At 69.8% G+C, this 23,915-nt stretch carries 23 protein-coding genes; 11 read left to right on the plus strand and 12 right to left on the minus strand.

Annotated features, from left to right (window positions below; all coding sequences use genetic code 11):
* Positions 1–41: 41 nt before the first annotated feature.
* From exoE to D7Y13_RS11845, 6 genes are all read left to right on the plus strand, one after another.
* Positions 42–1,409 carry a polyisoprenyl-phosphate hexose-1-phosphate transferase ExoE gene (gene exoE / locus D7Y13_RS11820; protein WP_120532735.1) on the plus strand — a complete coding sequence of 456 codons (1,368 nt, stop codon included), beginning with the start codon at positions 42–44 and terminating at the stop codon, positions 1,407–1,409.
* Positions 1,410–1,506: 97 nt separating this feature from the next.
* Positions 1,507–2,586: a gluconeogenesis factor YvcK family protein gene (locus D7Y13_RS11825; protein ID WP_120532736.1), complete on the plus strand. Its 1,080-nt coding sequence runs from the start codon at positions 1,507–1,509 to the stop codon at positions 2,584–2,586.
* 36 nt (positions 2,587–2,622) lie between these two features.
* Entirely contained in the window at positions 2,623–3,741 is a 1,119-nt protein-coding gene (locus D7Y13_RS11830; protein WP_120532737.1) for a GNAT family N-acetyltransferase, read from the plus strand.
* Complete coding sequence (locus D7Y13_RS11835; protein ID WP_120532738.1) at positions 3,729–4,910, plus strand: DegT/DnrJ/EryC1/StrS family aminotransferase; 1,182 nt, start codon at positions 3,729–3,731, stop codon at positions 4,908–4,910. Before D7Y13_RS11830 ends, D7Y13_RS11835 begins: the two co-directional genes overlap by 13 nt.
* Before the next feature lie 83 nt (positions 4,911–4,993).
* A complete protein-coding gene (locus D7Y13_RS11840) occupies positions 4,994–6,196 on the plus strand; it encodes a GNAT family N-acetyltransferase (protein ID WP_120582458.1) in 1,203 nt (400 codons plus the stop codon).
* 106 nt (positions 6,197–6,302) lie between these two features.
* Entirely contained in the window at positions 6,303–7,244 is a 942-nt protein-coding gene (locus D7Y13_RS11845; protein ID WP_244222342.1) for a D-2-hydroxyacid dehydrogenase family protein, read from the plus strand.
* A 37-nt stretch (positions 7,245–7,281) separates the two neighbouring features.
* On the opposite strand, the gene D7Y13_RS11850 is transcribed toward D7Y13_RS11845, so the two are convergent.
* The 10 genes from D7Y13_RS11850 to ccmA form a co-directional block, all read right to left on the minus strand.
* Complete coding sequence (locus D7Y13_RS11850) at positions 7,282–8,256, minus strand: tetratricopeptide repeat protein (RefSeq protein WP_120532751.1); 975 nt, start codon at positions 8,254–8,256, stop codon at positions 7,282–7,284.
* A gap of 3 nt (positions 8,257–8,259) precedes the next feature.
* Entirely contained in the window at positions 8,260–8,766 is a 507-nt protein-coding gene (locus D7Y13_RS11855) for a cytochrome c-type biogenesis protein (RefSeq protein ID WP_120532752.1), read from the minus strand.
* 122 nt (positions 8,767–8,888) lie between these two features.
* Positions 8,889–10,118, minus strand: coding sequence for a zinc ribbon domain-containing protein (locus D7Y13_RS11860; protein WP_147444186.1), 1,230 nt, complete (start codon positions 10,116–10,118; stop codon positions 8,889–8,891).
* Positions 10,119–10,273: 155 nt separating this feature from the next.
* Positions 10,274–10,834 (minus strand): TlpA family protein disulfide reductase, encoded by a 561-nt coding sequence (locus D7Y13_RS11865; RefSeq protein ID WP_120532754.1) that lies wholly within the window; start codon positions 10,832–10,834, stop codon positions 10,274–10,276.
* A complete protein-coding gene (locus D7Y13_RS11870) occupies positions 10,831–12,855 on the minus strand; it encodes a heme lyase CcmF/NrfE family subunit (RefSeq protein ID WP_120532765.1) in 2,025 nt (674 codons plus the stop codon). Before D7Y13_RS11870 ends, D7Y13_RS11865 begins: the two co-directional genes overlap by 4 nt.
* Positions 12,852–13,346 (minus strand): cytochrome c maturation protein CcmE, encoded by a 495-nt coding sequence (locus tag D7Y13_RS11875; RefSeq protein WP_120582437.1) that lies wholly within the window; start codon positions 13,344–13,346, stop codon positions 12,852–12,854. Before D7Y13_RS11875 ends, D7Y13_RS11870 begins: the two co-directional genes overlap by 4 nt.
* Positions 13,347–13,350: 4 nt before the next feature.
* Entirely contained in the window at positions 13,351–13,521 is a 171-nt protein-coding gene (locus D7Y13_RS46890) for a hypothetical protein (protein ID WP_167508741.1), read from the minus strand.
* Between the two features lie 3 nt (positions 13,522–13,524).
* Entirely contained in the window at positions 13,525–14,238 is a 714-nt protein-coding gene (ccsA, locus tag D7Y13_RS11880; protein ID WP_120532756.1) for a cytochrome c biogenesis protein CcsA, read from the minus strand.
* 3 nt (positions 14,239–14,241) lie between these two features.
* Positions 14,242–14,937, minus strand: coding sequence for a heme exporter protein CcmB (locus D7Y13_RS11885; RefSeq protein WP_120532757.1), 696 nt, complete (start codon positions 14,935–14,937; stop codon positions 14,242–14,244).
* The gene (ccmA, locus tag D7Y13_RS11890) at positions 14,934–15,593 is read right to left on the minus strand and encodes a heme ABC exporter ATP-binding protein CcmA (protein ID WP_120582438.1); all 660 of its coding nucleotides are present in this window, start codon (positions 15,591–15,593) and stop codon (positions 14,934–14,936) included. Before ccmA ends, D7Y13_RS11885 begins: the two co-directional genes overlap by 4 nt.
* 408 nt (positions 15,594–16,001) lie before the next feature.
* Here ccmA and exoL point away from each other — a divergent pair, with 408 nt between their 5' ends.
* From exoL to exoP, 5 genes are all read left to right on the plus strand, one after another.
* Positions 16,002–17,252 (plus strand): spore coat polysaccharide deacetylase ExoL, encoded by a 1,251-nt coding sequence (exoL, locus tag D7Y13_RS11895; RefSeq protein ID WP_233595313.1) that lies wholly within the window; start codon positions 16,002–16,004, stop codon positions 17,250–17,252.
* Positions 17,249–18,766, plus strand: coding sequence for an oligosaccharide flippase family protein (locus D7Y13_RS11900; RefSeq protein ID WP_120582439.1), 1,518 nt, complete (start codon positions 17,249–17,251; stop codon positions 18,764–18,766). Before exoL ends, D7Y13_RS11900 begins: the two co-directional genes overlap by 4 nt.
* A 103-nt stretch (positions 18,767–18,869) precedes the next feature.
* Positions 18,870–19,400, plus strand: a complete 531-nt coding sequence (locus tag D7Y13_RS11905) for a serine O-acetyltransferase (RefSeq protein WP_120582440.1) — start codon at positions 18,870–18,872, stop codon at positions 19,398–19,400.
* Positions 19,401–19,432: 32 nt separating this feature from the next.
* A complete protein-coding gene (locus D7Y13_RS11910; RefSeq protein WP_120582441.1) occupies positions 19,433–20,494 on the plus strand; it encodes a glycosyltransferase family 4 protein in 1,062 nt (353 codons plus the stop codon).
* 78 nt (positions 20,495–20,572) lie between these two features.
* Positions 20,573–21,775 (plus strand): spore coat polysaccharide biosynthesis glycosyltransferase ExoP, encoded by a 1,203-nt coding sequence (gene exoP / locus D7Y13_RS11915; protein WP_120532763.1) that lies wholly within the window; start codon positions 20,573–20,575, stop codon positions 21,773–21,775.
* 64 nt (positions 21,776–21,839) lie between these two features.
* Here exoP and D7Y13_RS11920 read toward each other — a convergent pair whose 3' ends face one another.
* Entirely contained in the window at positions 21,840–23,024 is a 1,185-nt protein-coding gene (locus D7Y13_RS11920; protein ID WP_120582442.1) for a DUF4350 domain-containing protein, read from the minus strand.
* The gene (locus D7Y13_RS11925) at positions 23,021–23,908 is read right to left on the minus strand and encodes a DUF4129 domain-containing protein (RefSeq protein WP_120582443.1); all 888 of its coding nucleotides are present in this window, start codon (positions 23,906–23,908) and stop codon (positions 23,021–23,023) included. Before D7Y13_RS11925 ends, D7Y13_RS11920 begins: the two co-directional genes overlap by 4 nt.
* Positions 23,909–23,915 lie beyond the last annotated feature (7 nt).

Here is a 23,915-nt window from a genome sequence, read left to right on the forward strand (position 1 = left end):
GGCCTGGAGTGGAGTGGGCGGGTCGGGGTTGGAGGAGTCACGTGCTTCGCGTTTTTCACCACTACTTTTCAGCCAAGAAGTTGACGTTCTTCCTCGCCGAGAGCACGGCGATCGCGCTGGCCTGTGTCGCGGGTGCCGCGGCCTGCGCGGCCCTCTTCGCGCCTCCGGGAACCTGGCCGCCGCTCGCCACGCTGTGGCCGACGCTGGTGGGATTGGGCCTGGCCTTCGTCGTCACCTTCCAGTTCACGCTGTACCTGTTGGACCTCTATGACCTCCGGGTCGCCGCGGAAGACCGGACGCGCGGCTACCGCTTCCTCAAGGCCGCGGGCGTCACCGCGATGGTGGCGGGCGGGGTGATGCTGCTGCTGCCGCTGGCGCTTCCGGTGTCCCTGCCTCCCGGCACGCTCCTGGGCGGCGCGATGGGCGCCCTGGCCGGCACGCTGGCGGTGCGCGTCTCCATCCGCGCCCTGGTGGGTGAACCCGACGCGGTCCTCATCATTGGAGATGGCCTCAAGGCCCGCGCGGTGGCGAGCGCCATCGAGGCCGGCGGCGAGGGTTCCTTCCGCGTGGTGGCCCTGGTGGACCCGCGCAAGGTGGACGAGCCCCTGGACGCGATGGCGGCCCGGCTCAATGCCTCCTACGTGGTGCAGGCCGCGGATGACATGCGCGGCGCCAACTGGGTGGATGCGCTCCTGCGCTGCCGGCTGGACGGGCGGCGGGTGTACGAGGCGGCGGGCTTCTGCGAGCGCGTGCTGCGCCGCATCCCGGTGCAGTTCCTCCGGGCGAGCGACTTCGCCTTCGCGGATGAGATGACGGTGTCGCCCCTGCGCCGGGCCTTCAAGCGGGTGTTCGACCTGGCGGTGGCGTCGCTCCTGCTCATCCTGGCCTCGCCCTTCCTGGTGCTGGTGTCGCTGGCCATCAAGCTGGACTCCAAGGGCCCCATCTTCTACCGGCAGGACCGCGTGGGCCTGGCGGGGCGCACCTATCCCTTGTGGAAGTTCCGCAGCATGCGCACCGACGCGGAGAAGAACGGCGCGGTGTGGGCGCGCTCCAACGACGACCGCGTCACGCGGGTGGGCAGGTTCATCCGCAAGACGCGCATCGATGAGATTCCCCAGGTGTTCAACGTGCTGCTGGGCCACATGAGCTTCGTGGGGCCGCGTCCGGAGCGCCCGGTGTTCACCGAGCAACTCAAGCAGCAGATTCCGTTCTACGGCGTGCGTGAGGCGACGAAGCCGGGCATCACGGGTTGGGCGCAGATCCGCTACCCCTACGGGGCCTCCGTGGAGGACGCGCGCAACAAGCTCGAGTTCGACTTGTATTATGTGAAGAACGGGTCGCTGTTCCTGGACGTCGGCATTATCTTCCACACCGTCCGGCACGTGTTGTTGGGGCGGGGTGCTCGGTAGTCAGCAACAGTCATGATCCGCGGCCTCCGGTTGTCGGGGGAGGCCGGGATGCGAAGGGTAAGCAGCCATGGATTGGGATGGGCGAGGGGGTCGGAACATGGTCGGCATGGATGTGGATGCGCCGTTCGCGGAAGCCTGGAGCCAGGACGACGCGCTCAAGCAGCAGAACGCCGAGCGCAATGAGCTGTTGCAGGCCCCGAAGGACCGCCCGACGCGCATCGTCGCGATGGGCGGTGGCACGGGCCTCCCGATGGTGCTGCGTGGGCTTGCCCGCCGCGCGACGCCCAAGGCCGGTCAGCCCGGGGTGGACATCACCGCGGTCGTGGCGATGAGCGACGACGGCGGCAGCTCCGGCCGCCTGCGCCGGCTGCACGGCGCGCTGCCCCCGGGCGACATCCGCAACTGCCTGGTGGCGCTCGCGGGTGGCAAGAGCGCGCTGAAGGACGTCTTCCAGTACCGCTTCGGCGGCGCGAAGGGCCTCGCCGGCCACGCGGTGGGCAACCTGCTCATCGCCGCGCTCGCGGAGCTGAAGGGTGACTTCCTGGAGGCGGTGCGGCTGTCCGGGGAGCTGCTGGGCGCGCAGGGCCAGGTGCTGCCCAGCACGCTCGCGTCGGTGCAGCTCGTCGCGCAGATGCACGACGACACGGAGGTGGTGGGCGAGCGCAACATCTGCCGCGCCCACGGCCGCGTGCGCCGCGTGTCGCTGAGCCCGCGCTCGCCGCCCCCGGTGGACGGCCTGCTGGAGGCCATCTATTCGGCGGACCTCATCGCCATCGGGCCGGGCTCGCTGTACTCGAGCGTGCTGCCCAACCTGCTGGTGGACGGCGTGGCCCAGGCGCTGAAGGAGACGCGCGCGCTGAAGGTCATGGTGGCCAACCTGATGACCCAGCCGGGTGAGACGGACGGCATGAACTGCCTGGACCACGTGCAGGCGGTGATTGAACACGTCGGGCCGGTGCTGGACGCGGTGCTCGTCAATGGCCGGCAGCCGAACGAGGAGTCCATCCAGCGCTATGCGCGCAAGGGCTCGTTCCTCGTGACGGCGGAGACGCGGGAGCTGTTGTCGTCGGGTGTCATCCCGGTGCAGGCGGACCTGCTCAAGGATGGGTCCAAGATCCGACACGACAGCCGCAAGGTCGCCGCCTGCCTGCTGAAGATGGCCCGCAGCGGCTTGTAGGCCTGTCCGCCCGTCACCACCTTGGGTCCCGCTCCTATGGAAGCCAGAAACCTCCGTGCCGACCCGCACGTCGTGGAAGTCAACGACCGGGCGGCCTTCATGTCCCTGGAAGCCGAGTGGAACCGGCTCGTGGAGACCACCTCCAACGAGTTGTTCTACCGGCATGAGTTCCTGCGGCTGTGGTTGGACAACTTCGCCGCGGGCAGCCGGATGCGGGTCCTCCTCCTGCGAGGCCCGGACGGCGAATTGAGCGCCGCGCTGCCGCTGGTGGAGGAGCGCACGTCGATGTACGGCATGCCGGTCCGCCAGCTCACGTCGGCCGCCAATGCGCACTCCTGCCGCTTCGATCTGCTGGCAAGCGATCCTGAACTGGCGGCGGACGCGTTCCTCACGCACCTGAAGCAGACGGGCGGCTGGGACGTGCTGCGGCTGACGGACGTGCCGGAGGGCGGGGTGGGCTTCCGCCTGGTGGACGAGGCGAAGCGCCGCGGCCTGCCGGTGGGTGGGTGGGAGTCCTTGCAGTCTCCCTACGTGACGCTGCCCGCGAAGAAGGATGCGTATTTCGCGTCGCTGCCGTCCAAGTTCAAGGCGAACTGCCGCCGGCGGCGCCGCAAGCTGGAGGAGAAGGGGAAGGTCACCTTCGAGTGCGTCACCGGCGGTCTGGATCTGGAGGGCTCGCTGGAGGAGGGGCTGCTGCTGGAGCAGAGCGGCTGGAAGGGCCAGCGCGGCACGGCCATGGCGCAGGACGGGAAGACGCGGGGCTTCTACACGGAGCTGGCGCGCGACGCGGCCTACCGCGGGCGGCTGGCGCTGTACTTCCTGCGCCTGGACGGGCGCGCGGTCGCGTTCCAGTACGGTCTGGAATACGGCAAGCGCTACTTCCTCCTGAAGCCTGGCTACGACGAAAGCCTGAAGGAGTGCAGCCCCGGCCAGTTGTTGATGGAAGAGGTGCTGGGGGCCTGCCTGGACCGGGGGCTGACCGAGTTCGATTTCCTGGGGCCGGACATGGTGTGGAAGCGCGACTGGACCCACGAGGTCCGCAAGCACACCTGGCTCTACGTGTTCAATGACACCGCCTTCAGTCGTGCCCTGTGCGCGACGAAGTTCCGGTGGGTACCGGCGGCGAAAGAGGCGGTGGCGCGATGGAAGCGGTGAAGACGTCCGACAACAAGCTGTTCGTTCCGTCCCTGCCCACGCTGTGGCCGGGAATGCTGCTGTCCAACGCCCGCCCCGGCGCGCTGCCCCCGTTCTCGTCTCCGAGCGCGCGCTACTTCTACTTCGCGCGCAACGCCGTCTGGCTGACGATGAAGATGCTGCGCCTGGATGGCGGCGAGGTGCTGATGCCCTCCTACCACCACGGCGTGGAGGTGGAGGCGGTGGTGGACGCGGGCGCGACGCCGCGCTTCTACCGCGTGGGTGCCCGCTGGGACGTGGACCTGGCGGACGTGGCGAAGCGCATCGGGCCGAAGACGAAGGCGCTCTACCTCATCCACTACGCGGGCTTCCCGGGGCCGGTGGACGCCATGCGCAAGCTGGCGGACGAGCACGGCATCCCGCTCATCGAGGACTGCGCGCTGTCGCTGCTGTCGTCGGACGGCGCGACGCCGCTGGGCACCACGGGCGACGTGGGCATCTTCTGTCTGTACAAGACGCTTCCCGTGCCCAATGGGGGGGCCCTGGTCGTCAACGGCCCGCGTCAGTACAGCCTGCCGGAGCCTCCGGCGCCGCCGCTGGCGTCCACGTTCAGCCACACCGTGTCCGCGCTGCTGCAGAACCTGGAACTGCGCGGGGGGGCGGTGGGCCGGGGCCTGAGAGGCCTGGTGCGTTCGGTGGGGCACGGCACGGTGAAGGCCGCGAGCATCCAGCGCGTGGCCACGGGCACGCAGCACTTCGATCGCAGGCACGTGGACCTGGGGATGAGCCCGCTGACGAAGCGGATTGCCCTGGCGCAGGACCTGGAGGCCATCGTCGAGGCGCGCCGCCGCAACTACTTCTTCCTGCTGGGCCGGCTGCGGGACGTGTCGCCGCCGCTGTTCAACCAGCTCCCGCCGGGTGTGTGCCCGCTGTTCTACCCGATGGTGGTGCAGGACAAGGAAGCGCTGCTGGCGCGGCTTCGCGACCGGGGCATCGACGCCATCGACTTCTGGAAGCGCTTTCATCCGGCGTGCGACCCGTCGGAGTTCCCGGAGGTCGCGCAGCTGCGGCGGACAATCTTGGAGATTCCCTGCCATCAGGACCTGTCGCCGGAGGTGATGGCGGAGGTGGCGGAGGCGGTTCGGGACGCGCTGAAGGCGGAGCGCCGTCCGAGCCAGCGCACGGGATGAGTGGGATGGTGGCTGGCTCCCGGGTTGCAATGACTGACGGGAGCCAGGTGGCGGTGCATCGGGAAAGGCATCAGGGTGACGCGGTGATCCGCGAAGAAGAGCTGACGGCAGGGCCGCAGGTCGCGCCGAGGTTGGACGTGGCGGCGGTGGGCAGTGCTTCGCAGTTGTCGGGGATGCGGGCGGAGTGGAACGCGCTGTTGGACGCGAGCACCGCCGGCCCCTTCAACGCCTGGGAATGGCTGTATCCGTGGTGCCGGCGCATCTCGCCGGACGTGCGGCCGCTGGTGCTGACGGCCCGGGACAGGCTGGGCACGCTGGTGGGCCTGCTGCCGCTGGGTCTGGAGCACCGCTGGGTGAACGGGGTGCGCGTGCGGCGCCTGGGCTTCCTGGGTGAGACGCACGTGGGCAGCGACTACCTGGACGTGGTTGCGCGCAAGGGCCGTGAGGCGGAGGTGGCGCGCGCGTTCTTCCAGGTGCTCCAGGGGCTGCGCGACGAGTGGGATGTGTTGGATTTGACGGACCTGCGCGAGGGTTCGCTGACGCTGGATGTGGCGCGCGAGGTGTTTGGCGACGCGAATGTGCGCAAGACGGACCGGTATGTCTGTCCGTATGAGACGCTGGTGCCGGGCGAGCCGTTCGACGCGTTCCTGAAGCGCACGGGCCGCCGGGACAACTACCTGCGCCGGCGCAAGTGGTTGGAGAAGCAGGACGGCTACCACATCGAGCGCACGGAAGCGCCGGGCAACCTGGCCGGGCCGATGACGGACTTCTTCCGGTTGCATGCGCTGCGCTGGTCCTCGGATGGAGGGTCACAGGGCATCAAGGGCGCCGGGGTGGAGGCGTTCCACCGGGATGCGACGCAATTGCTGGCGGAGCGGGGCCGGCTGCGGATGTACACGATGAAGGTGGGAGGCCAGGCGGTGGCCTCGGTGTATGGCATCCTGCATGGACAGTCGTTCATCTACTTCCAGTCCGGCTATGATCCGGCGTGGCGCAACCGCAGCGTGGGCCTGGTGTTGGTGGGCGAGACGTTCAAGGACGCCATCGACCTGGGACTGACGGAGTACGACTTCCTGCGAGGCACGGAGTCCTACAAGGCGGATTGGGTGACGAAGCAGCGCCAGACGGTGTCGCTGCGCGTGCACGGTGCGGGCATCGGCGGTGCGTGGTTCACCCAGTCCGAGGCGCTGGGCCGGAAGGCGCGCAACGCGGTGAAGAGCGTGCTGTCGGATGAGCTGGTGGAGAAGGTGCGCCGGCTGCGTCGCCGCAAGGCGGCGGTGCATTAGCGAGGCGTTTGGCGGTATCCTGCGGAGTGAAGACCCCGTCTGCCCTTGATGTGAGGGCAGCGGGGTCTTTCGCCTTGGGGCCGCCATGGAGAAGCTGCGCTGCGCCGTGCTTGATGACTATCAGGGCATCTCGACGAAGATCGCGGACTGGTCTTCGCTGGACGGGCAGGTCGAGGTGACAGTCTTCCGCGACCACTTCTTCCGCGAGGAGGACCTGGTCGCCGCGCTGGCCTCCTACGAAATCATCGTGGTCATGCGGGAGCGTACGCCCTTCCCGGCGGCACTCTTCGCGCGGTTGCCACGGTTGCGGTTGCTGGTAACGACGGGGATGCGGAACGCGTCGATTGACCTCTCCGCAGCCACCGCGCACGGTGTGACGGTGTGCGGGACGGCGAGTGCGACCGAGCCTCCCGTGGAACTGACCTGGGCGCTGATCCTTGCGCTCGCCCGGAACATCGTGGGGGAGAACGTCGCGTTCCGTCAGGCTGGCCCCTGGCAGGACTCGGTGGGCGTCGACCTTCACGGAAAGCGGCTGGGGTTGCTGGGGCTGGGGAAGATTGGCAGCCGGGTCGCGAAGGTGGGGGCCGCATTCGGGATGGACGTGGTCGCCTGGAGCCCGAACCTCACGGATGCGAGGGCAGGGGAGGTAGGGGTGCGCCGGGCTCCGACGAAGGAAGCGCTTCTGGAGACCAGCGACTTCGTTTCCATTCACCTGGTTTTGAGCGAACGCTCGCGGGGGTTGGTGGGACGCGCGGAGTTCGCGCGGATGCGCCCGACCGCGTTCCTGATCAACACGTCACGTGCCCAGATCGTGGATCAGCCAGCGCTCATCGAAGCGCTCCAGCAGGGAATCATCGCGGGAGCAGCGGTCGATGTCTTCGAGGTCGAACCCGTGCCCACGGACGATGTGCTGCGGACCCTGCCGACGCTGCTCGCGACGCCGCACCTGGGTTACGTCTCACAGGGCAACTACGCCACGTACTTCCGCGAAGCGGTCGAGGACATCCACGCGTTCCTCGCGGGAGCACCGCTTCGCAAGCTGGGATGAACGAGGGACCGGATGCGCCGGCCCCTCGCAGCGCTCGCTACTGCTGCTGCGCCACTTCCGCGCGCAGCTGCGCGATGGCGGGGGCCAGCTGCGGGGGCTGCATGTTCTTCGGCACCTCCACGGTGAAGCGCTCGAAGTGCTCCAGCGCTCCGGCCTTGTCACCCCGGCGCAGCGACAGGCTGCCCAGGAAGATGAGCGCCTCCTGCGCGTCCGGCCACGTGTTCACCAGCTCGATGAGCTCCTGCTCCGCGCCCTGCAGGTCCCCGGACGCCGCCGCGCGCAGCACGCCCCGGTGCACCCGCAGCTCCACGTTGAACGGATCCACCGCCAGGCCCTTCTGCGTCACCTTCATCGCCTCCGGGAACTGCTGCTGACGGATGAGCTCGTGGCTCAGCATCGCCGCGGCCTCCACGTCCCCCGGGTTCGACGCGAGCCGCTCACGCGCCTGCTCCAGCTCGTCGTTCTGCTGGGGCATGCCGCCAGCTTCCTGCTGCTGCTGGGCACTCATGCCCGGCGGCGTCGCGCCCGTGCCCATCTGCCCCTCCTCGCGCGGCTTCTGCTCGGAGACCAGCAGGTAGCCCAGCCCTCCGAAGAAGACCACCACGCCCGCGCCCCACAGCGCTCCCACCATCTGCGGGTTGCGCGAGGCCCAGCCCGTGGGCGCCGGGACGTTGCGCGCGGGCGCCGTCACCCCGGCCGCCTGCCGCTTCTGGTGCTCGTCCCGAGCGCGCAACGCCGCCGCCGCCTCACGCTCCAGGCGCGACTTCTCCGCCGTGTAGTGCTCCGCGGAGAAGTGGTGCTTCTCCGCCTCCAGCGTGCGCAGCTGCTCGATGAGCGACTGCGCCCGCTGCGACAGGTCCTCCGTCGTCCCGTCCGCCTTCACCGCGGCCGCCGAGGCCTCCGGCGCCGCACCCGTCTTGCGGCGCTGGAAGAGGAGCCACGCGGCCGCCAGCACGAAGGCGACCGAGAGGACGATGATTCCGGGCAACCAATTGGTGGGCTCGGGCTGCATGGCTTAGCGCTCCAGCTCCCGGCGCACGGCCTGGAGATAGGGGTCGGCGTCGTCCGTCGACGGCGCCGGGGGGGAAGAAGGGGAGGGGGCCGCCGCCGCTTCGGTGGCGACTGCGCCCTCGGGCAGCGGCTGACGCTGCCGGAGGATGACGAAGAGGCCGCCCAGCACCAGCACCACCGGCCCCAACCACACGAACCAGTTGAAGCCCTCCGCGCGCGGCTCCAGCAGCACCCACTCGCCGTAGCGCGCCACGAAGTAGTCGACGATCTCCTCGTCCGTCTTTCCGGCGGAGACCAGCTCGCGCACCTTGTCCAGCTGCGCGCGCGCCATGGAAGACGGGCTGTCCGCCACGGACAGGCCCTGGCACACCGCGCAGCGCAGCTTCTTCGCCAACACCTGCACCCGCGCCTCGCGGGCTGGCGCGAGCGGATCACTCGCGGCCTGCTGCGGCGCGAACTGCCCCGTGGCAAGGCTCAGGGCGAGGGTCAACGAGACGAGGACGGCATTCATCAGGGGCTCCAGCGGGGGCCGTGCCTAACTACAGCCCCCGGAGCGGTATTGCACAGCGAAACCTGGGACGCACGCCCGCCACCCCGGCCGCCCTCCGGGAGGCGGCGTGACCGGCCCCAGCGCTAGCGGGAGTAGCCCGTGTCGCGCTCGGTCTCCGAGTCCTGCTCGGGGTCGTAGGGCTCGTCGTCGTACGGGCCCTCCTCCGGCGGCAGCTGGGAGTCCGACCCGTCGTGGGCCAGGGCGTACCGCACGGCATAGAAGCCCACGGCGCCCAGGCCGAAGAGGAAGGCGAAGGGCCCCACGGCCAGCCGGACCCCGGCGAGCGCCCACAGCAGGCTCACGCTCACCGCGCCCAGGGGCACCCAGCGCAGGAAGGCCGGACGCTCCACCTCCGGGTGCAGCGCGGCGATGACGAGCAGGCCCAGGAGCGCCAGCAGCGGCAGCTCCGACGCGGGCACATCCCAGCCGGAGCGCGTCACGACCCCTCCGGCGCTGTAGAGCGAATCATCCGCGGGCCGGTTGCTGGGAATCACGCGCAGCTCGGCCGGGGCCCCGCGCACGCTCCCCGGCACCGGGACGTTGGCCGGCAGGGACGACCCGTCCGCCATCATCTGCCCCCACGGCAGGTAGAGGGCGACGAGGCACACCGCGACGCCCGCCAGCGCCACCACCCGGGGAAACCCGAGCAGCGACCGGACGTCGAACAGGCGCCTCACCCCATCCGGCCCGTCCATGACCTGCTTGGACTGGTCCAGACCCACCAGCACCGCGCCCGCCACCCACAGGGGCATGAGCAGGTTGATGCCCGAAAGCTTCAACGCGAGCGCCGCCAGCAGCAGCGTGTACGCGGCGGGCACCTCCGGCCGCATCAGCACCAGCGGCACGGAGTCCACCCAGCCCGGGGCCTCGCCACTGCGGCGCAGCTCGCGCGCGACCACCGCGATTCCACCCACCAGCGTCAGCAGCGAACCCACCACGCCCACGTTGGGGAAGAAGGGCAGGATGGACAGCGCCAGGCAGAACACCACCACGCCCACGCCCAGCACGCTCTGCGAGTGGCCCGGCACTTCCTTGAGCCAGCGCGGCCCGGTGTAGCCGTCGTCTTCCTCGACCGCCGCCACGGGCGCGGCCGCGACCGGACGCTGGGTCCCGGTGCGCTGCCTCCGGTCCTCCTCCTCCTCTTCCATCAGCTCCGACGCGTAGGCGGGCTCCGAGGCGGGACGGCTGGGGCGCGTGTTCCGGGCACTGGGACGCGGCGCGGTGGCCGGTCGCGCCGGCATCTTCGCGCCACATTGCTCGCAGTACATCAGCCGGACATCCGCCGCGCTCTCACCGCATTCGGGGCACTGCATGGGGGCCCACCTCGCTGGACAGGGGCCTGGGGGGAGGCCCCTGAAACGACGCCGACGGATTGAGGATCTACTACGGATTCACCGCGCCCCGCGAGGCGGCCCCCCGGCGCCCGGAGGGGCCCGAGGGTGCCTGCCCTTCAAGCGGGCAGCGGCCTTCAGCGCTGTCGCGCGGCCTCGGCCGTGGAGGCCGGGGCCGGCTGGGACAGCTCCTTCACGCGCGCCGCCAGCGTCTGCGGATCGATGGGGCCCACGTGCTTGCCACGGATGGTGCCCTGCGCGTCGATGAAGTACGTCTCCGGCACGCCCGCCACGCCGTAGTCCACGGCCATGCGCGAACGCTCGTCCATGAGCTGCGGGAAGCTGGCGCCCATGCGGCGCAGGAAGTCGAGCGCGTTGTCCTCGGTGTCCTCGAAGACGACGCCCATGAACACCGCCTGCGAGCCCATCTCCCGCGCGCCCCACTCGAGCACCGGGTGCTCGTACTTGCAGGGACCGCACCACGACGCCCAGAAGTTGAGCACCATCGGGCGGCCCTGGAGGTCCGACAGCTTCACGTCCTGGCCCCCGCCCAGGGGCTTGAGGACGAAGGCCGGCGCGGGTGAACCCTTGAGCATGAAGGGCACTTCATGCGGATCGCGCCCGAAGCCCTTGAAGAGGACGAACAGCAGCGCCGCCGCCACCACCGCGAAGGCCGCCGGAATGCGCCACCGCTTCATGCCGCACCCCGTTCGGCGTCACCGCCCGTGAGGGGAGGGGAGGCGCCCACCACCGGCGCGTCCGCGCGCACCACCGAAGCCTTGCGCTGCGGCCAGACGGCGATGAGCGTGCCCAGGAGGAGCAGCGGCAGGCTGTACCAGATCCACCCCACCAGCGGGAAAACCCAGACGTTGAAGCTCGCCGTGCCCGTCGTCTCGCTGAAGGCCATCAGCGACACGTACAGGTCCTCTTTCGGCGTCTCGCGCACCGCCGGGGTGCCCACCGGGTCCGTGCTCCGCTCGTAGTAGTTCATCCGCGGGCGCAGCTCCGACACCGTGCCGTTGGGCGCGGTGACTTCCAGGCGCGCGGCGACGAAGGTGCGGTGCGGCTCCTCGCCGCTGGACAGACCCTTGTACTTGAGCTGGTAGCCGTCCAGCGTCAGCGTGGCTTCCTTCTTCAGCGTGCCGGACGTGTGCGTCACGTACGCGCTGGAGGCCGCCACGGCGACGATGATGACGACGATGCCCAGGTGCACCACGTAGCCGCCGAAGCGGCGGCGCGCCTTGCCCGTCGCGGTGGCCAGCGCCGTGACGAAGCCTTCCTTGCGCTCGCGCATGCGCACGAGCACCGGCGCCGCCAGTTCGCGCAGCGTCACCACGGTGACGAAGCCGGCCAGCCCGAAGGTCAGGATGGGGTACACGCCGCGCAGCCCCGCCAGCAGGCACGCGCCCGCGACGAGCAGGCCCACCACCGCGGGGATGATGAACTGCCGGCGCAGCGCCGCCTTGTCCGGCTTGCCCCACGGCAGCACGGGGCCCACGCCCATCAGGAAGAGCACCGCGATGCCGCCCGGCACCGCCATCTTGTTGAAGTACGGCTCGCCCACGCTCACGCGCACGCCGCGCACCGCCTCCGACACCAGCGGGTACAGCGTGCCCAGGAGCACCGTGAAGGTGATGGCCACGAACACCAGGTTGTTCACCAGGATGCTCGCCTCGCGCGACACCAGCGACGTGAGGTTTCCCTCCGGCGCCAGCAGGTGGCCGCGCGTCGCCAACAGGCCGATGCACACCACCAGCAGGATGCCGATGAACACGAGGAACGTGGGCCCGATGTCCGACTGGGTGAACGAGTGCACCGAGTTGAAGATGCCCGAGCGGGTCATGAACGTGCCCAGGATGGTGAGCACGAAGCTGGCCAGCGCGAGGCTGAGCGTCCACAGCTTCAGCATCCGCTTGCGCTCCTGCACCATGGTGGAGTGCATGAACGCCGTCGCGGTGAGCCACGGCAGGAACGACGCGTTCTCCACCGGATCCCACGCCCAGTAGCCGCCCCAGCCCAGCACCGCGTACGCCCACCAGGAGCCCAGCACGATGCCCAGCGTGAGGAACATCCACGCGATGAGCGTCCAGCGCCGCAGGGGCGCCATCCACGCTTCGCCAATCTCCCCGCGCAGGAGGCCCGCGATGGCGACGCCGAACGGCACCGTCATGCCCACGTAGCCCAGGTAGAGCATGGGCGGGTGGATGATCATCAGGAAGTGGTTCTGCAAAAGCGGGTTGGGCCCGGGCCCGTCCGCCGGCACCGGCGACACCGCGCCCCAGGGGTTCGCGGGGCCGGCGATGAGGAAGGCGAAGAACACGCCCACGGCCAGCATGGTGCCCAGCGCCAGCTGCATGTAGCGCGCGTGTTCGCGGCGGTGCACGTACGCGAACGCCGCCACGTACACGCCCATGATGAGGCCCCAGAAGAGGATGGAGCCTTCCAGCGCGCTCCACAGCGACACGATGGTGTAGATGAGCGGCGTCGCGCGGCTGCCCACCTGGGCCACGTACTTCACGCTGAAGTCGTGGTTGATGAGCGCTTCGACCATCACCAGGTTGCTGCCAATCATGCACGCGGCGAAGCCCCACACCGCGCGCAGCACCCAGGGGTAGCTGGCGTCGGTGCGGCGCATGCCGCCCACCAGACCGATGATGGCGCCAAAGGCCGCGAAGGCCAGGCCCGCCAGCACCAGCCCGTAACCGAGTACTCCGTTCACGGCGCCCCCGGCGGCGTCACGGTGGCCGTGGTGGCGCCCTCGGCCAGCGTGTCCTGCCACTGGCGCGGAGCCTCGCCTTCCTTCGGCGCGCGGTACTCGTTGGAGTGGTTCACCATGAGCCGGTTGGACGTGAAGATGCCGGCCTGGTCGTAGGTGCCCTCCACGACGACGCCAATCTTCTCGCGGAACATCTGCGGCGGCGTCTCCAGCGAGCGCACGTGCACGCTCTTGGACTCCGGCTTCGCGTCATCCGCGACGCGGAACTCCAGCGTGGTGTGGGCCTCGTTCCACTGGATGCTGCCCGGCTGCACCACGCCGCCCAGGCGGATGGTGGCCGAGTACGCCTTGTCCCCGTTGGACAAGAGCTCCGACGGGCTCCAGTAATAGACGAGGTTGTCCCCGATGTTGCCGAAGGCGATGAAAGCGAGGCCGGCGCCTGCGACGAGCAGGGCTCCCAGCGCGACAAGTCGGTTGCGGTTGACGGGCGTCATGGGCTCACTCCTTCGAATCGGACGCGGCGCGGGGGCGGCGGGCCCAGAGGGACACCGAGTAGAGCACGAAGGCGGCCACGGAGATGCCGTAGCAGGCACCCACATAGCCCCAGCCGCCCTGGAGGCGGCCGCTGCCCACCTGGGCCAGCACCATCAGCGAGGTCAGTGCGTTCATGGGTCAGGCCACCTTCGAGGATTGGGACGCGCGCTGCGCCGGGTCATCCGAAGGCAGCGCCTCCGGGAGGGCCACCTCCGCATTCCGCTCCGAAAGCGCGATGCGGTAGCGGTGGATGAGGAAGACAATCATCAGCCCCAGCATGCCGAACGCCGCGACGCGCAGGGGCAGCACCATCTGCGGGTCCACCGTCTTGGGGCTGGACTGCGTCTGGTGCAGGCTGCGCCACCAGCGCACGGAGAACCACACGATGGGCAGGTTGACGGCCCCGATGATGGCCACCACCGCGCTCCACACCGCGCGCTTGTCCGGGTCCTCCACGAAGCGGCGCAGCACCAGGTAGCCGGTGTAGGCCACCAGCAGGATGGCCTCCGACGTCAGGCGCGGATCCCAGGACCAGTACACGCCCCAGGTGGGACGGCCCCAGATGGAGCCGGTGATCATCCCGAGCGTGCCGAAGAGCAGGCCCACCTCCGCGGCGGCCTCCGCCAGCGCGTCCGTCTTCCACGACTGGCGCAGCAGGTACGTCACCGCGGCCACGAAGTTGATGAACATGGCCATCATGGCCATCCACTGGAGCGGCACGTGGACGTACATGATGCGCTGCACGTCGCCCATTTCGCGGTCCGGCGGCGCCCAGACGAGGCCCAGCCACCAGCCCCAGCCCAGCAGGCCCAGCGTCAGCGCCGGCAAACCCCACTTGACGAACTTGTTCATCCTTCAGTCCTCGATGACGCGCGGGAAGAGCACGAAGCCCAGGCCCCAGTAAATCAGGTTGAACCCCAGCAAAAGGCCCTGCCAGGAGCCCAGCTGATGCATCGGATCTCCCTGGAGCACGAGCGTGGTCCCCTTGGCGGCGGACAGGAGGGCCGGAATGACGAGCGGGAACAATAGCAGAGGCAAGAGCACATCCCGCGCCCGGGCATTGCTGGAGATGGCCGCGTACACGGTCCCCGGGGCGCTGAGCGCCAGGCAGCCCAGGACCAGGATGCCCGCCAGGTCACCGAACCCGGTGACGATCTTCACCCCGTAGAGCGCCACCATCACCGGCACCAGCACCACGCCCAGCGCCAGGAGCAGGAGCGCATTGCCAATGGCCTTGGACAGGAAGATGGCGCGCGCGTTCGCGGGGGCCAGCCGCACGCCGTCCAGGCAGGCGTTCTCCGTCTCCACCCGGAAGGACTCGCCCAGGGACAGCACGCTGGCGAAGAGGATGGCCAGCCACAGGTAGCCGCCCGCGTTGCGCTCCAGCAGCTTCGTGTCCGGCCCCAGCGCGAAGGAGAACAGCAGCAGCGTCGCCATGGCGAAGAAGATGAGCGCGTTGAGCCGCGCCCGGGTGCGCCATTCGATGAGCAGGTCCTTTCGCAGCAGGATGAACGTCGTCGCCAACAGGCCCGCGGGGCGCAGGGTCCTCATGCCGTCACCGCCCGACCATCCTGCAGGTGCAGCCGCTCCTCGCACAGGCTCAAGCCCTGTTCGATGAGGTGCGTGGCCAGCACCACCGTGGTGCCGCCCGCCTTCAATTCCGCGATGACGCCCTCCATGTCGTGGATGCCGGCTGGATCCAACTCCCCGAAGGGTTCATCCAGGAGCGCCAGCGCCGGGGACTTCATCAGGAGCCGGGCGATGGCCAGGCGCTTGCGCATGCCGGCGCTGAAGCTGCGCACCGGGCTGTCCGTGCGGCGTGTCAGCCCCACCCGCGTGAGCAGCGTGTCCGCGACGTCCTGGGGCGCGTCCACGCCCAGCAGCCGCGCGAGCACCATGAGGTTCTGGTGCGCGGTGAGGTCCTCGTAGAGGAAGCTCGCGTGGGACAGCAGCGCCACGTCGCGGCGGACCGCGTCACGATCCGTGACGGCATCCCGGCCCAGCACCTCCACCCGGCCCGCAGTGGGGCTGAGCGCGGTGGCGATGAGGCGCAGGAGCGTCGTCTTTCCTGATCCGTTGTGCCCGGTGAGCAGCAGCGAGCGCCCCGGGGGCAGGGCATAGGTGAGGCGCGCCACGGCCCAGCGACGCCCATAGCGCTTGCTCACGTCATGGAGGGCGAGCGCTGATCCAGAGGAGGGAGGAGGCATCGGCGGGCCGTTTCGTAGCCGGAAAACCCGCTGTTCACCAGTGAAACCCCTGGACCCGGCCGCAGGAGGACAGGAAGTTTTTACGCCTGCTTCGCCCGTCTCCTCCGCCACGGGCTGAAAGGATTTCGCCACTGGTGGGCTGGCGACTGCCCTGGTGCACCCAGGTACGACCCCCAGAGGCGCACAAGTCGTACCATTCCCACATGGTTTCAGTGGTTTACGGAGTAATTCCCTGCCCTGGCGTGCTGGCATCCACCATGCATTGTCGCCGGTCGGGGCCTGTTCCATTGGGGGGAGCAGGCGGGCGGCGGGATCCGCGAGGGAGGCGTGATGGCAGGCAAGGTGTTGCGGCGGGCGGCGAAGGCAGCAGCGGCGGGGATGATGCACTACAGCGGGGTGCGCAAGGCGATGGCGGCGTATCGCCGGTCGCAGTCGGGCGGGCGGCGCATCCTCATCGTGAGCTACCACCGGGTGGTGAGTGATTTCACCGGCGAGCTGCAGCGCTCCATCCCGGGCCTGCTGATTTCGCAGGAGACCTTCCGGCGTCACCTGGAGGAGGCACACGCCGCGGGCTACGAGCTGGCGAGCATTGGCGACGCGGTGGATGTGATGGCGGGCCGGCGCACGGCGAAGAAGGACCTGTGCGTGGTGACGTTCGACGACGGCTACCGCGACGTCTACCGGTACGCGTACCCGGTGCTGAAGCAGATGGGGGTGCCCGCCATCACCTACCTGCCCACGGCGTTCATCGACACGGACAAGCGCTTCAACCACGACCGCCTCTTCCACCTGCTGCGCCGCGTGCAGGAGCGCCGCTTCCGCCCCGACTTCGAAGCGATGCCCGGCCCGTCCGTGGACCTGCTGGGCCCCATCCTCTCCGGCCACAAGACGGTGTCCGCGGCGCTGGACGACTTCATCGGCGAGCACCCCACGCGGATCCTCACCGGCATCATCGACGCGCTGGAGCAGCAGCTGGGCGGCGGGGCGGACCTGGTCCCCGAGCAGGGCGACGTGATGAGCTGGGACGAGGTGCGCACCATGGCGCGCGACGGCTTCGAGTTCGGCGCGCACACGCTGGGCCACACGGTGCTGACGCAGGAGCCCACGCCGGTGGTGGAGCACGAAATCCTGGAGTCCAAGCGCACCATCGAGCGCGAGGTGGGCATCCAGGTGAAGGACTTCGCGTACTGCAACGGCTGGTACTCGGATGAGATCATCCGGGTGCTGAGCCAGAACGGCTTCCGCTCGGGCGTCACCACGGAGGACCTGCCCAACCGCGTGGGGGGCGACCCGTTCACCCTCAAGCGCAAGGTGATGTGGGAGAACTTCAGCCTGGGCATGATGGGGGACTACTCGTCCGCGCTGACGGTGTGCCAGTTCGATGACTGCTTCGGCGTGCTGGGCATGAGCCGCCCGGTGCTGGGGCGCCGGCCGCACTCGCTGTCATCGCTCATCCCGGGCTCCAACGTGCTCATCCAGGACACTGTCCTGCCCGCGGCAACGCTGACCAAGGTGACGCCGGTGGAAGTCGTGCAGGTGACAGAGCCCGTGCTGGTGACGGACCCCAGGGTTGCCGCGGCGGTGGCGGGTACCCAGGTGGTGGTGGCGTCGGACGTGGCCCTGGCCCCGGAGGCGGCGCTGCCGGAGGATTTCCAGTGAGTGCGTCACCCAAGCCGGTCGCGGCCCCGTCGTTCCTGGGGCGCGCCGGCCCGCTGGTGTTGGCCCGGCTTTTCACCGCCGGGCTGACGTTGTCCATTCCGCTCGTGCTCGCCCGGGTGTTGCGCCTGGAGGAGTACGGCACCTACTACCAGCTGTTCCTCATCGCCACGACGCTCTCCTACGTGCTGCCCTTCGGCGTGGCGCAGAGCCTCTACTACTTCCTGCCGCGCACGGAGGCGAAGCGGCCCTACCTGGGGCACGCGCTGCTGTTCGTGTCGGGGGCGGGGCTCGTGGCGGCGGCGCTGGTGTGGGCCTTCCTGGGCCACGTGGCGGCCTACTTCAACAACCCGGCGCTGATGGAGTACCGGGCGTCGCTCGCCATCTACACGGCGTTCTTCCTGGGCAGCTACCCGCTGGAGATTTCGCTCACCAGCCAGGGCAAGACGAAGGCGTCCGCGGTGGTGTACCTGGTGTCCGACGCGGTGCGCGCGCTGGTGATGGTGGTGCCGCCGCTGTTGGGCTTCTCCCTGCACGGGATGATGATCGCGGTGGCCGCGTTCGCGGGGTTCCGGTACGCGGCGACGTGGCTGGTGTCGCTGCGCGGGTCCACGGGGCCGCTGGTGGACCGCAAGCTGTTCCGCGAGCAGCTCTTGTATTCGGCGCCGTTCGGCGCGGCCATGTGTCTGGCCATTCCCCAACAGAACGCGCACCTGTACGCGGTCGCGGGCGTGGTGGCCCCGGCGGTGTACGCGCTCTACCGCGTGGGCTGCTTCCAGCTTCCGGTGGTGGACCTGCTCTACACGCCCACCAGCGAGGTGCTGATGGTGCGCCTGGGCGAATTGGAGCGCGAGGGCCGGCTGGAGGAGGGCGTGGACGCGTTCCGGGAGGCGGCCGGGAAGCTGGCGTACGTGTTCCTGCCCTTCGCGGCGTTCCTCTTCGCGGCGGCGCCGGAGTTCGTGGGGGCGATGTTCGGTCAGAAGTTCCTGCCCGCGGTCCCCATCTTCCGGGTGAGCGTGCTGGGCGTGGTGCTCTCCATCCTGCCCATGGACGGGACGCTCCGGGCCCGGGGGCTGACGCGCGCCATCTTCGCCTCGTACCTGGTGAAGGCGGTGGTGACGGTGCCGCTCCTGTGGTTCGGCGTGAAGCACTTCGGGATGATGGGCGGCATCGGTTCGTGGGCGCTGGCGGAGGTGGTGGGCAAGGGGATGCTGCTGTCCCGCGTGCCCGCGGCACTGTCCACCCCCCAGCGGAAGCTGGGCCTCGTGGATGTGATTCCGTGGCGGGAGCTGGGTCAGGCGACGCTGGCGGCGGGCATCGCGGGCGGCAGCATCTTCCTGCTGCGCTCCGGGGTGCACGACGCGTGGGTGGACCTGCCCGCGGGCTTCCTGTGGCGCGTGCTTCCCCTGGCGGTGGCGGGGCTGCTCTTCGTCGTGGGCTACGTGGTGGGCTTGTATGCGCAAGGGGTTCGCCCGTTGAGCGCGTTGCAGTCCCTCCGGCCCCGCCGGGCGGTGTGATCGTCGTCGGGAATCAGACGCGTGGGGAGGACTTCCCTCTCCCCACGTGGGTACTTAGTTTCCCGGCGTCACGGAGTTCGGGCGAGGGCGAGGGAGAAGCGTGATGGGATTCGATGCGATGACGCTGTACCGGATGGCGCACGGGCTTCGGATGCGCGGTGTTCCGCTGCTGCCGGCCGTGCTTCGCAAGGCCATCTACTACCTCCACAGCTCCTACATCCCCGAGGACGCGGAGCTGGGCGAGGGGACGCAGCTGGGCTACGGCGGCATCGGCGTGGTCATCCACAAGGCGGCGAAGGTGGGCCGTCACGTGCTCATCTCCCAGCAGGTGACCATTGGCGGTCGCTCGGGGCTTGAAGGCGCGCCGGTGATTGGTGACTACGTGCGCATCGGCGCCGGGGCCAAGGTGCTGGGCAACATCCACGTGGGCGACTTCGCGGTGATTGGCGCCAACGCGGTGGTGGTGAAGGACGTGCCCGCGGGCGCGGTGGTGGCGGGCGTGCCCGCGAAGGTGATCCGCCAGGACGCGGATCCGCTGACCACGTACCAGCGCGAGATGGGCCTGTTGCCCCCGCGTCCGACGACGAAGCTCACCCAGGTTCCGCGCCCTCCCGCGCAGGCGTCGTCCCGCTAGGGCCGTCCGTCGGAAGAAGAGGGGACCTGCCCATGCGCGTGCTGCTCGTCGGTGACTACCCGCCGCCCTACGGCGGGGTGTCCATCCACGTCCGACAACTCCATCAATTTCTTCGCGGCCGCGGGGTCGAAACGAAGGTGCTCGATATCGGGAAGGGTGGCCGGCCGGCTCCGGACGTCCTCCCCGTGCAAGGCGCCGCCGCGTTCGGCCTGCGGCTCGCGGGATTCACTTCCGCGGGTTGGGTGACCCACCTGCACACCAGTGGCAACAACCCGAAGGCGTGGGTGCTGGCGGCGCTGGTGGGCAGCATGCCCGGGCCCCGTTCGCCGCGCGTCATCACGCTGCACTCGGGGTTGATTCCAGACTACCTGGCCGCGTCGCAGGCCCGGCGGGTGTTCGCCCGCACGGCGCTCGCGGGGTATGCGCGGGTGGTGGCCGTCTCCCCGGCGGTGCGCGACGCGGTCATCGCGTGCGGCGTGCCGGCGGAGAAGGTGCTGGTGCATCCGGCGTTCTGCGGCTCGCAGGTTCAGCCCGGGCCGGTGACGTCGGAGGTGGAGGCCGCGCGTTCGCGCCGGCAGCCGCTGCTGGCGATGGCGCACCATCCGTCGCCCGTGTACGGGCGCAAGCAGATGTTCCGCGCGCTGAAGCTGCTCGCGGAGACGCATCCGAGGGTGGGCCTGGCGCTGTTCGGTCCGGGCACGCGCTCCGAGGAGTTCATCCGCGACGCGCGGGAGCTGGGGGTCGCGGGGCTGCTGGAGGACCTGGGCGAACTGGAGCACGCGAAGGCGCTGGGGCTCTTGTCCCAGGCGGATGCCTTCATCCGGCCCACCACGCACGACGGGGACTCGCTCTCCGTGCGCGAGGCGCTGGCGCTGGGCGTGCCCTGCGTGGCGAGCGACGTGTGCCCGCGCCCGGATGGGACGCGGTTGTTCAAGGCCGGGGACGAGCACTCGCTGGCGCAGGCGGTGCGCGAGGCGCTGAAGGCGGGCCCGGCCCAGGTGATGGCCCCGGACGTGGGGCCGGTATTGCTGGACGTGTACGCGGAACTGCTGCCGTCCGGCATCGCAGGTGCAGGAACGGTGAACGCGGCGTGATGGGGCAGGTAGTGGGGCTTCCGGCAACGGGAGCGCTTCATGGTTTCGCAATCTGGATTTGGACTTCAGGAGAAGACGATGCGTCGCAGTGACGAGATGGATCTGTCGAAGCGGGCCCTTCGCGGGCGTGACCTGGTGGTGTTCTCCAACGACTGGGATGGGGACCCGCTGTCGAAGGTCCACATCATGCGGATCCTCGCGCGGGACAACCGCGTGCTGTGGGTGAACAGCATTGGCAACCGCGCGCCCAAGGTGAACGCGCACGACGCGAACCGGATCATCCGGAAGCTGAAGTCGTTCAGCGAGGGCATCCGCGAGGTGGAGCCCAACCTGCACGTGCTGGCGCCGCTGGCGATTCCGTTCTACGGCTCGGAGACGGTGCGCAAGGCGAACCGCCACCTGCTGCGGCTGCAGGTGCTGCGCGCGATGAAGCAGCTCAAGTTCGAGCGCCCCATCTCCTGGAGCTTCCTGCCCGCGTCCGCGCCGGTGTCCGGCACGCTGGGCGAGGACTTCGTCGTGTACCACTGCGTGGATGAGTTCTCCGCGTTCAGCGACACGAATGGCAAGCACATCGCGGAGCTGGAGGAGCGGCTGCTGCGCCGCGCGGACATGTGCATCACGTCCGCGGAGCGCCTGTATGAGAACAAGAAGAAGCTGAACAAGCGCACGGTGCTGGTGCGCCACGGCACGGACTTCACGCACTTCGTGAAGGCGTGCGACGCGGAGACGCAGATTCCGGAGGACATCGCGAAGCTGCCCAAGCCCATCATCGGCTTCTTCGGCCTGGTGGCGGACTGGATCGATCAGGACGCCATCGTGGCCTGCGCGAAGGCGCACCCGGAGGGGTCGGTGGTCATCGTGGGCAAGACGACGCCGGACTGCGACGACTCCAAGCTGCGCGCGCAGCCGAACATCCACATGCTGGGGCGCAAGCCGTACGCGCAGCTGCCGGGCTACAACAAGGCCTTCGACGTGGCGCTCAACCCGTTCGTCATCAACGAGCTGACGCTCAACTCCAACCCGCTGAAGGTGCGTGAGTACCTGGCGTCCGGCCTGCCGGTGGTGTCGTCCGACCTGCCGGAGGTGCGCAAGGTGGGCCTGTGCCGCATCGCCACCACGCCGGAGGACTACGTGGAGAAGGTGAACGCGGCGCTGGCGGACAAGCCGGGTCCGAACCGCGAGCGCGCGGAGAAGATCTTCCACGAGAGCTGGGAGGCGCGCGTCGCGGAGATCCGCCAGCACGTGGGTGAGGCGATGCTCGCGGCGGGCAAGAAGCTGTAGGTCCGGTCAGGTACCGGGCGACAAGAGGGCGCGGGTCCGGAGGGTTCCGGGCACCGCGCCTTCGTCATCGCGGGGCGTCGCCCGCGCGTCCCGTCACCCGGCGCTCCAGGTTCGCGTAGCGGCGCGCGAGCCGGGTGTAGTCGGAGGGCTTCACGGGCGTGCGCCCCCGGGTGCGAACGAGGTCCTCCTTCGCGTCCAGGTATTCGCGCGCGGGCACACCGCAGGTCTCCTCCAGGAGCCGCGCGGCCTCCGCGTCCGGCAGGGACGGGGCAATGCCCAGCCGCTCCTGCATCAAGCGTCGCAGGGCGCTGTCGAGCTCCGGCAGCAGCTCCGCCTCCACCTTCGCACGGCGCATGAGCCACCCGAGCGAGCGCACATATTCGCGCGACGAGCGGTGGCGCTCCACGCGCACGGGGCGCGGGGCACCGAAGCGCGTGCCCCGTGAGACGACGTAGACCAGGCCCACCGCGAGGGCCTGCGCGATGAACACCCAGAGGCCGTGGGACAGGGGAGGGCGGGTGACGGTGGCGTGGTGGAACTCGTCGAAGCGCAGCGGGCCGCGTGCGGCGAGCGCATCCCAGAAGCGCAGGTTGTCGAGCAGCTCCAGCCGCCGGTTCTCCGCGAGGTCCGCGCCCGCGACCACGTAGACCTCGCCCTTGCCGTGGGCCCAGCGCCACACCACGCTGGCCCCGGCCCGGCCCGCGAGGGGCACCGCGTCCTCGCGCTCCATGCGCAGACTCCGGTCGCGCGACACGCGCAGCCAGGACAGTCCGCGCAGCGCGCCCGCTGGAAGCCAGACATCCACGGTGACGCCCGCGGGGTCCACCCATTCGGAGTCGAGTCCTTCGTGGTTCGTGCCCGGAAGGGCGCCCGAGACCAATCCCAGCCATTCCTCCAGGCCCGGCTGGTGTTTCCCCAACGCGTGCGGCGACAGGTACACGAGCGTGCCGCCCCCCTGGACGAAGCGGTCCAGCGCGGAGACCTCTTCCTTCGTCACCGGTTGGGCCTGGGGCGCGGCGATGATCAACGTGCGCGTTTCGGCGGGGAGTGACTCCAGCGATGCTTCCTGCGCGCTGACGTCCCTGCCACCTTCGCGCAGGTACACGAAGAGGGCCTTGAGTCCCAGGGGGCCGGGATTCGTGATGGACGGCATGGGTGAATCCGGCGCGGCCTCACGCGAGGCGAGTCCCACCGCCAGCGCCACCGCGATCAGCAGGCCCAGGACCGCCGCGACGCGTGCGTTCTTCACGGCCGGCCCTCCGCGAGCGAGCCGTGCAGTTGCTCCACGGCCTCCACGAAGCGCGCGGCCTCGTCACGGGGGACGGGCTCCAGTGAATAGAAGGCCTGGTCGTACCAGCCCACCAGTCGCTCCACCTCGCCCGTCACCCTGGCGGGGGCTCCGCGCGTGGGAAGCTCCGCGGCCAGCTCGCGGTTCGTCTTCACACGGTCGGGCCTTGCCAGCTTGCGCTGCTCCAGCGTGGACAGCAGGCCCAGGAGTCCTTCACGGATGGCTTCGCGCGCGTCCTCCGTCTCCAGCGCGGTGCGCGCCCGGCCCAGGTGTTCTCCGGGCGTGTCCAGCTCCAGGGGTTGCGCTGCTCCTTCCGCTCCCGGCGCGACGGCGACCTTCCGACTCCTGCGCCACCGCACGCGCAGCACGCCGAACAGGACCACTGCGAGCGCCACGCCCAGCATCAGCGCGCGCGTGGCCACGGCGAAGCCTTGCGCACCCCTGGATTCGAAGAGCCCTTCCAGCCAGGTCTCCAGCTCGCGCAGCAGGCGCGTCAACACGTCGCTGTTGCGCTGGCGTGCCCTCGCGAACTCCGGCCGGTCGAGGATGGCGCGCAGCCGCTCCGGATCGCTCGCGACTTCGGGGGCGTCGGCCTGCTGCTGCCCTGCCTCCAGCGTGCACACCGCTTCCAGGTACACCGTGAGCTGGCGGGCCCGGCCCTCCGGTGTCTGGCCCGAGGTTCCGGGCGGCAGGGGCACGCCTTCCAACTGCTCCACCAGCCGGTTCACCTCCGCGTTGAATTCCTGGGGCCGGGCACGCGCCGTCTCCTCGAGCCGCTGCGCGACGGCTTCGCGGTCGGCGCAGGGCAGGGCGGACACCAGCAGGAGCAGGGGCAGGGCGGGCACGGGGAGC

Source organism: Corallococcus praedator, from assembly GCF_003612125.1.
GTDB classification, from domain to species: Bacteria; Myxococcota; Myxococcia; order Myxococcales; family Myxococcaceae; genus Corallococcus; species Corallococcus praedator.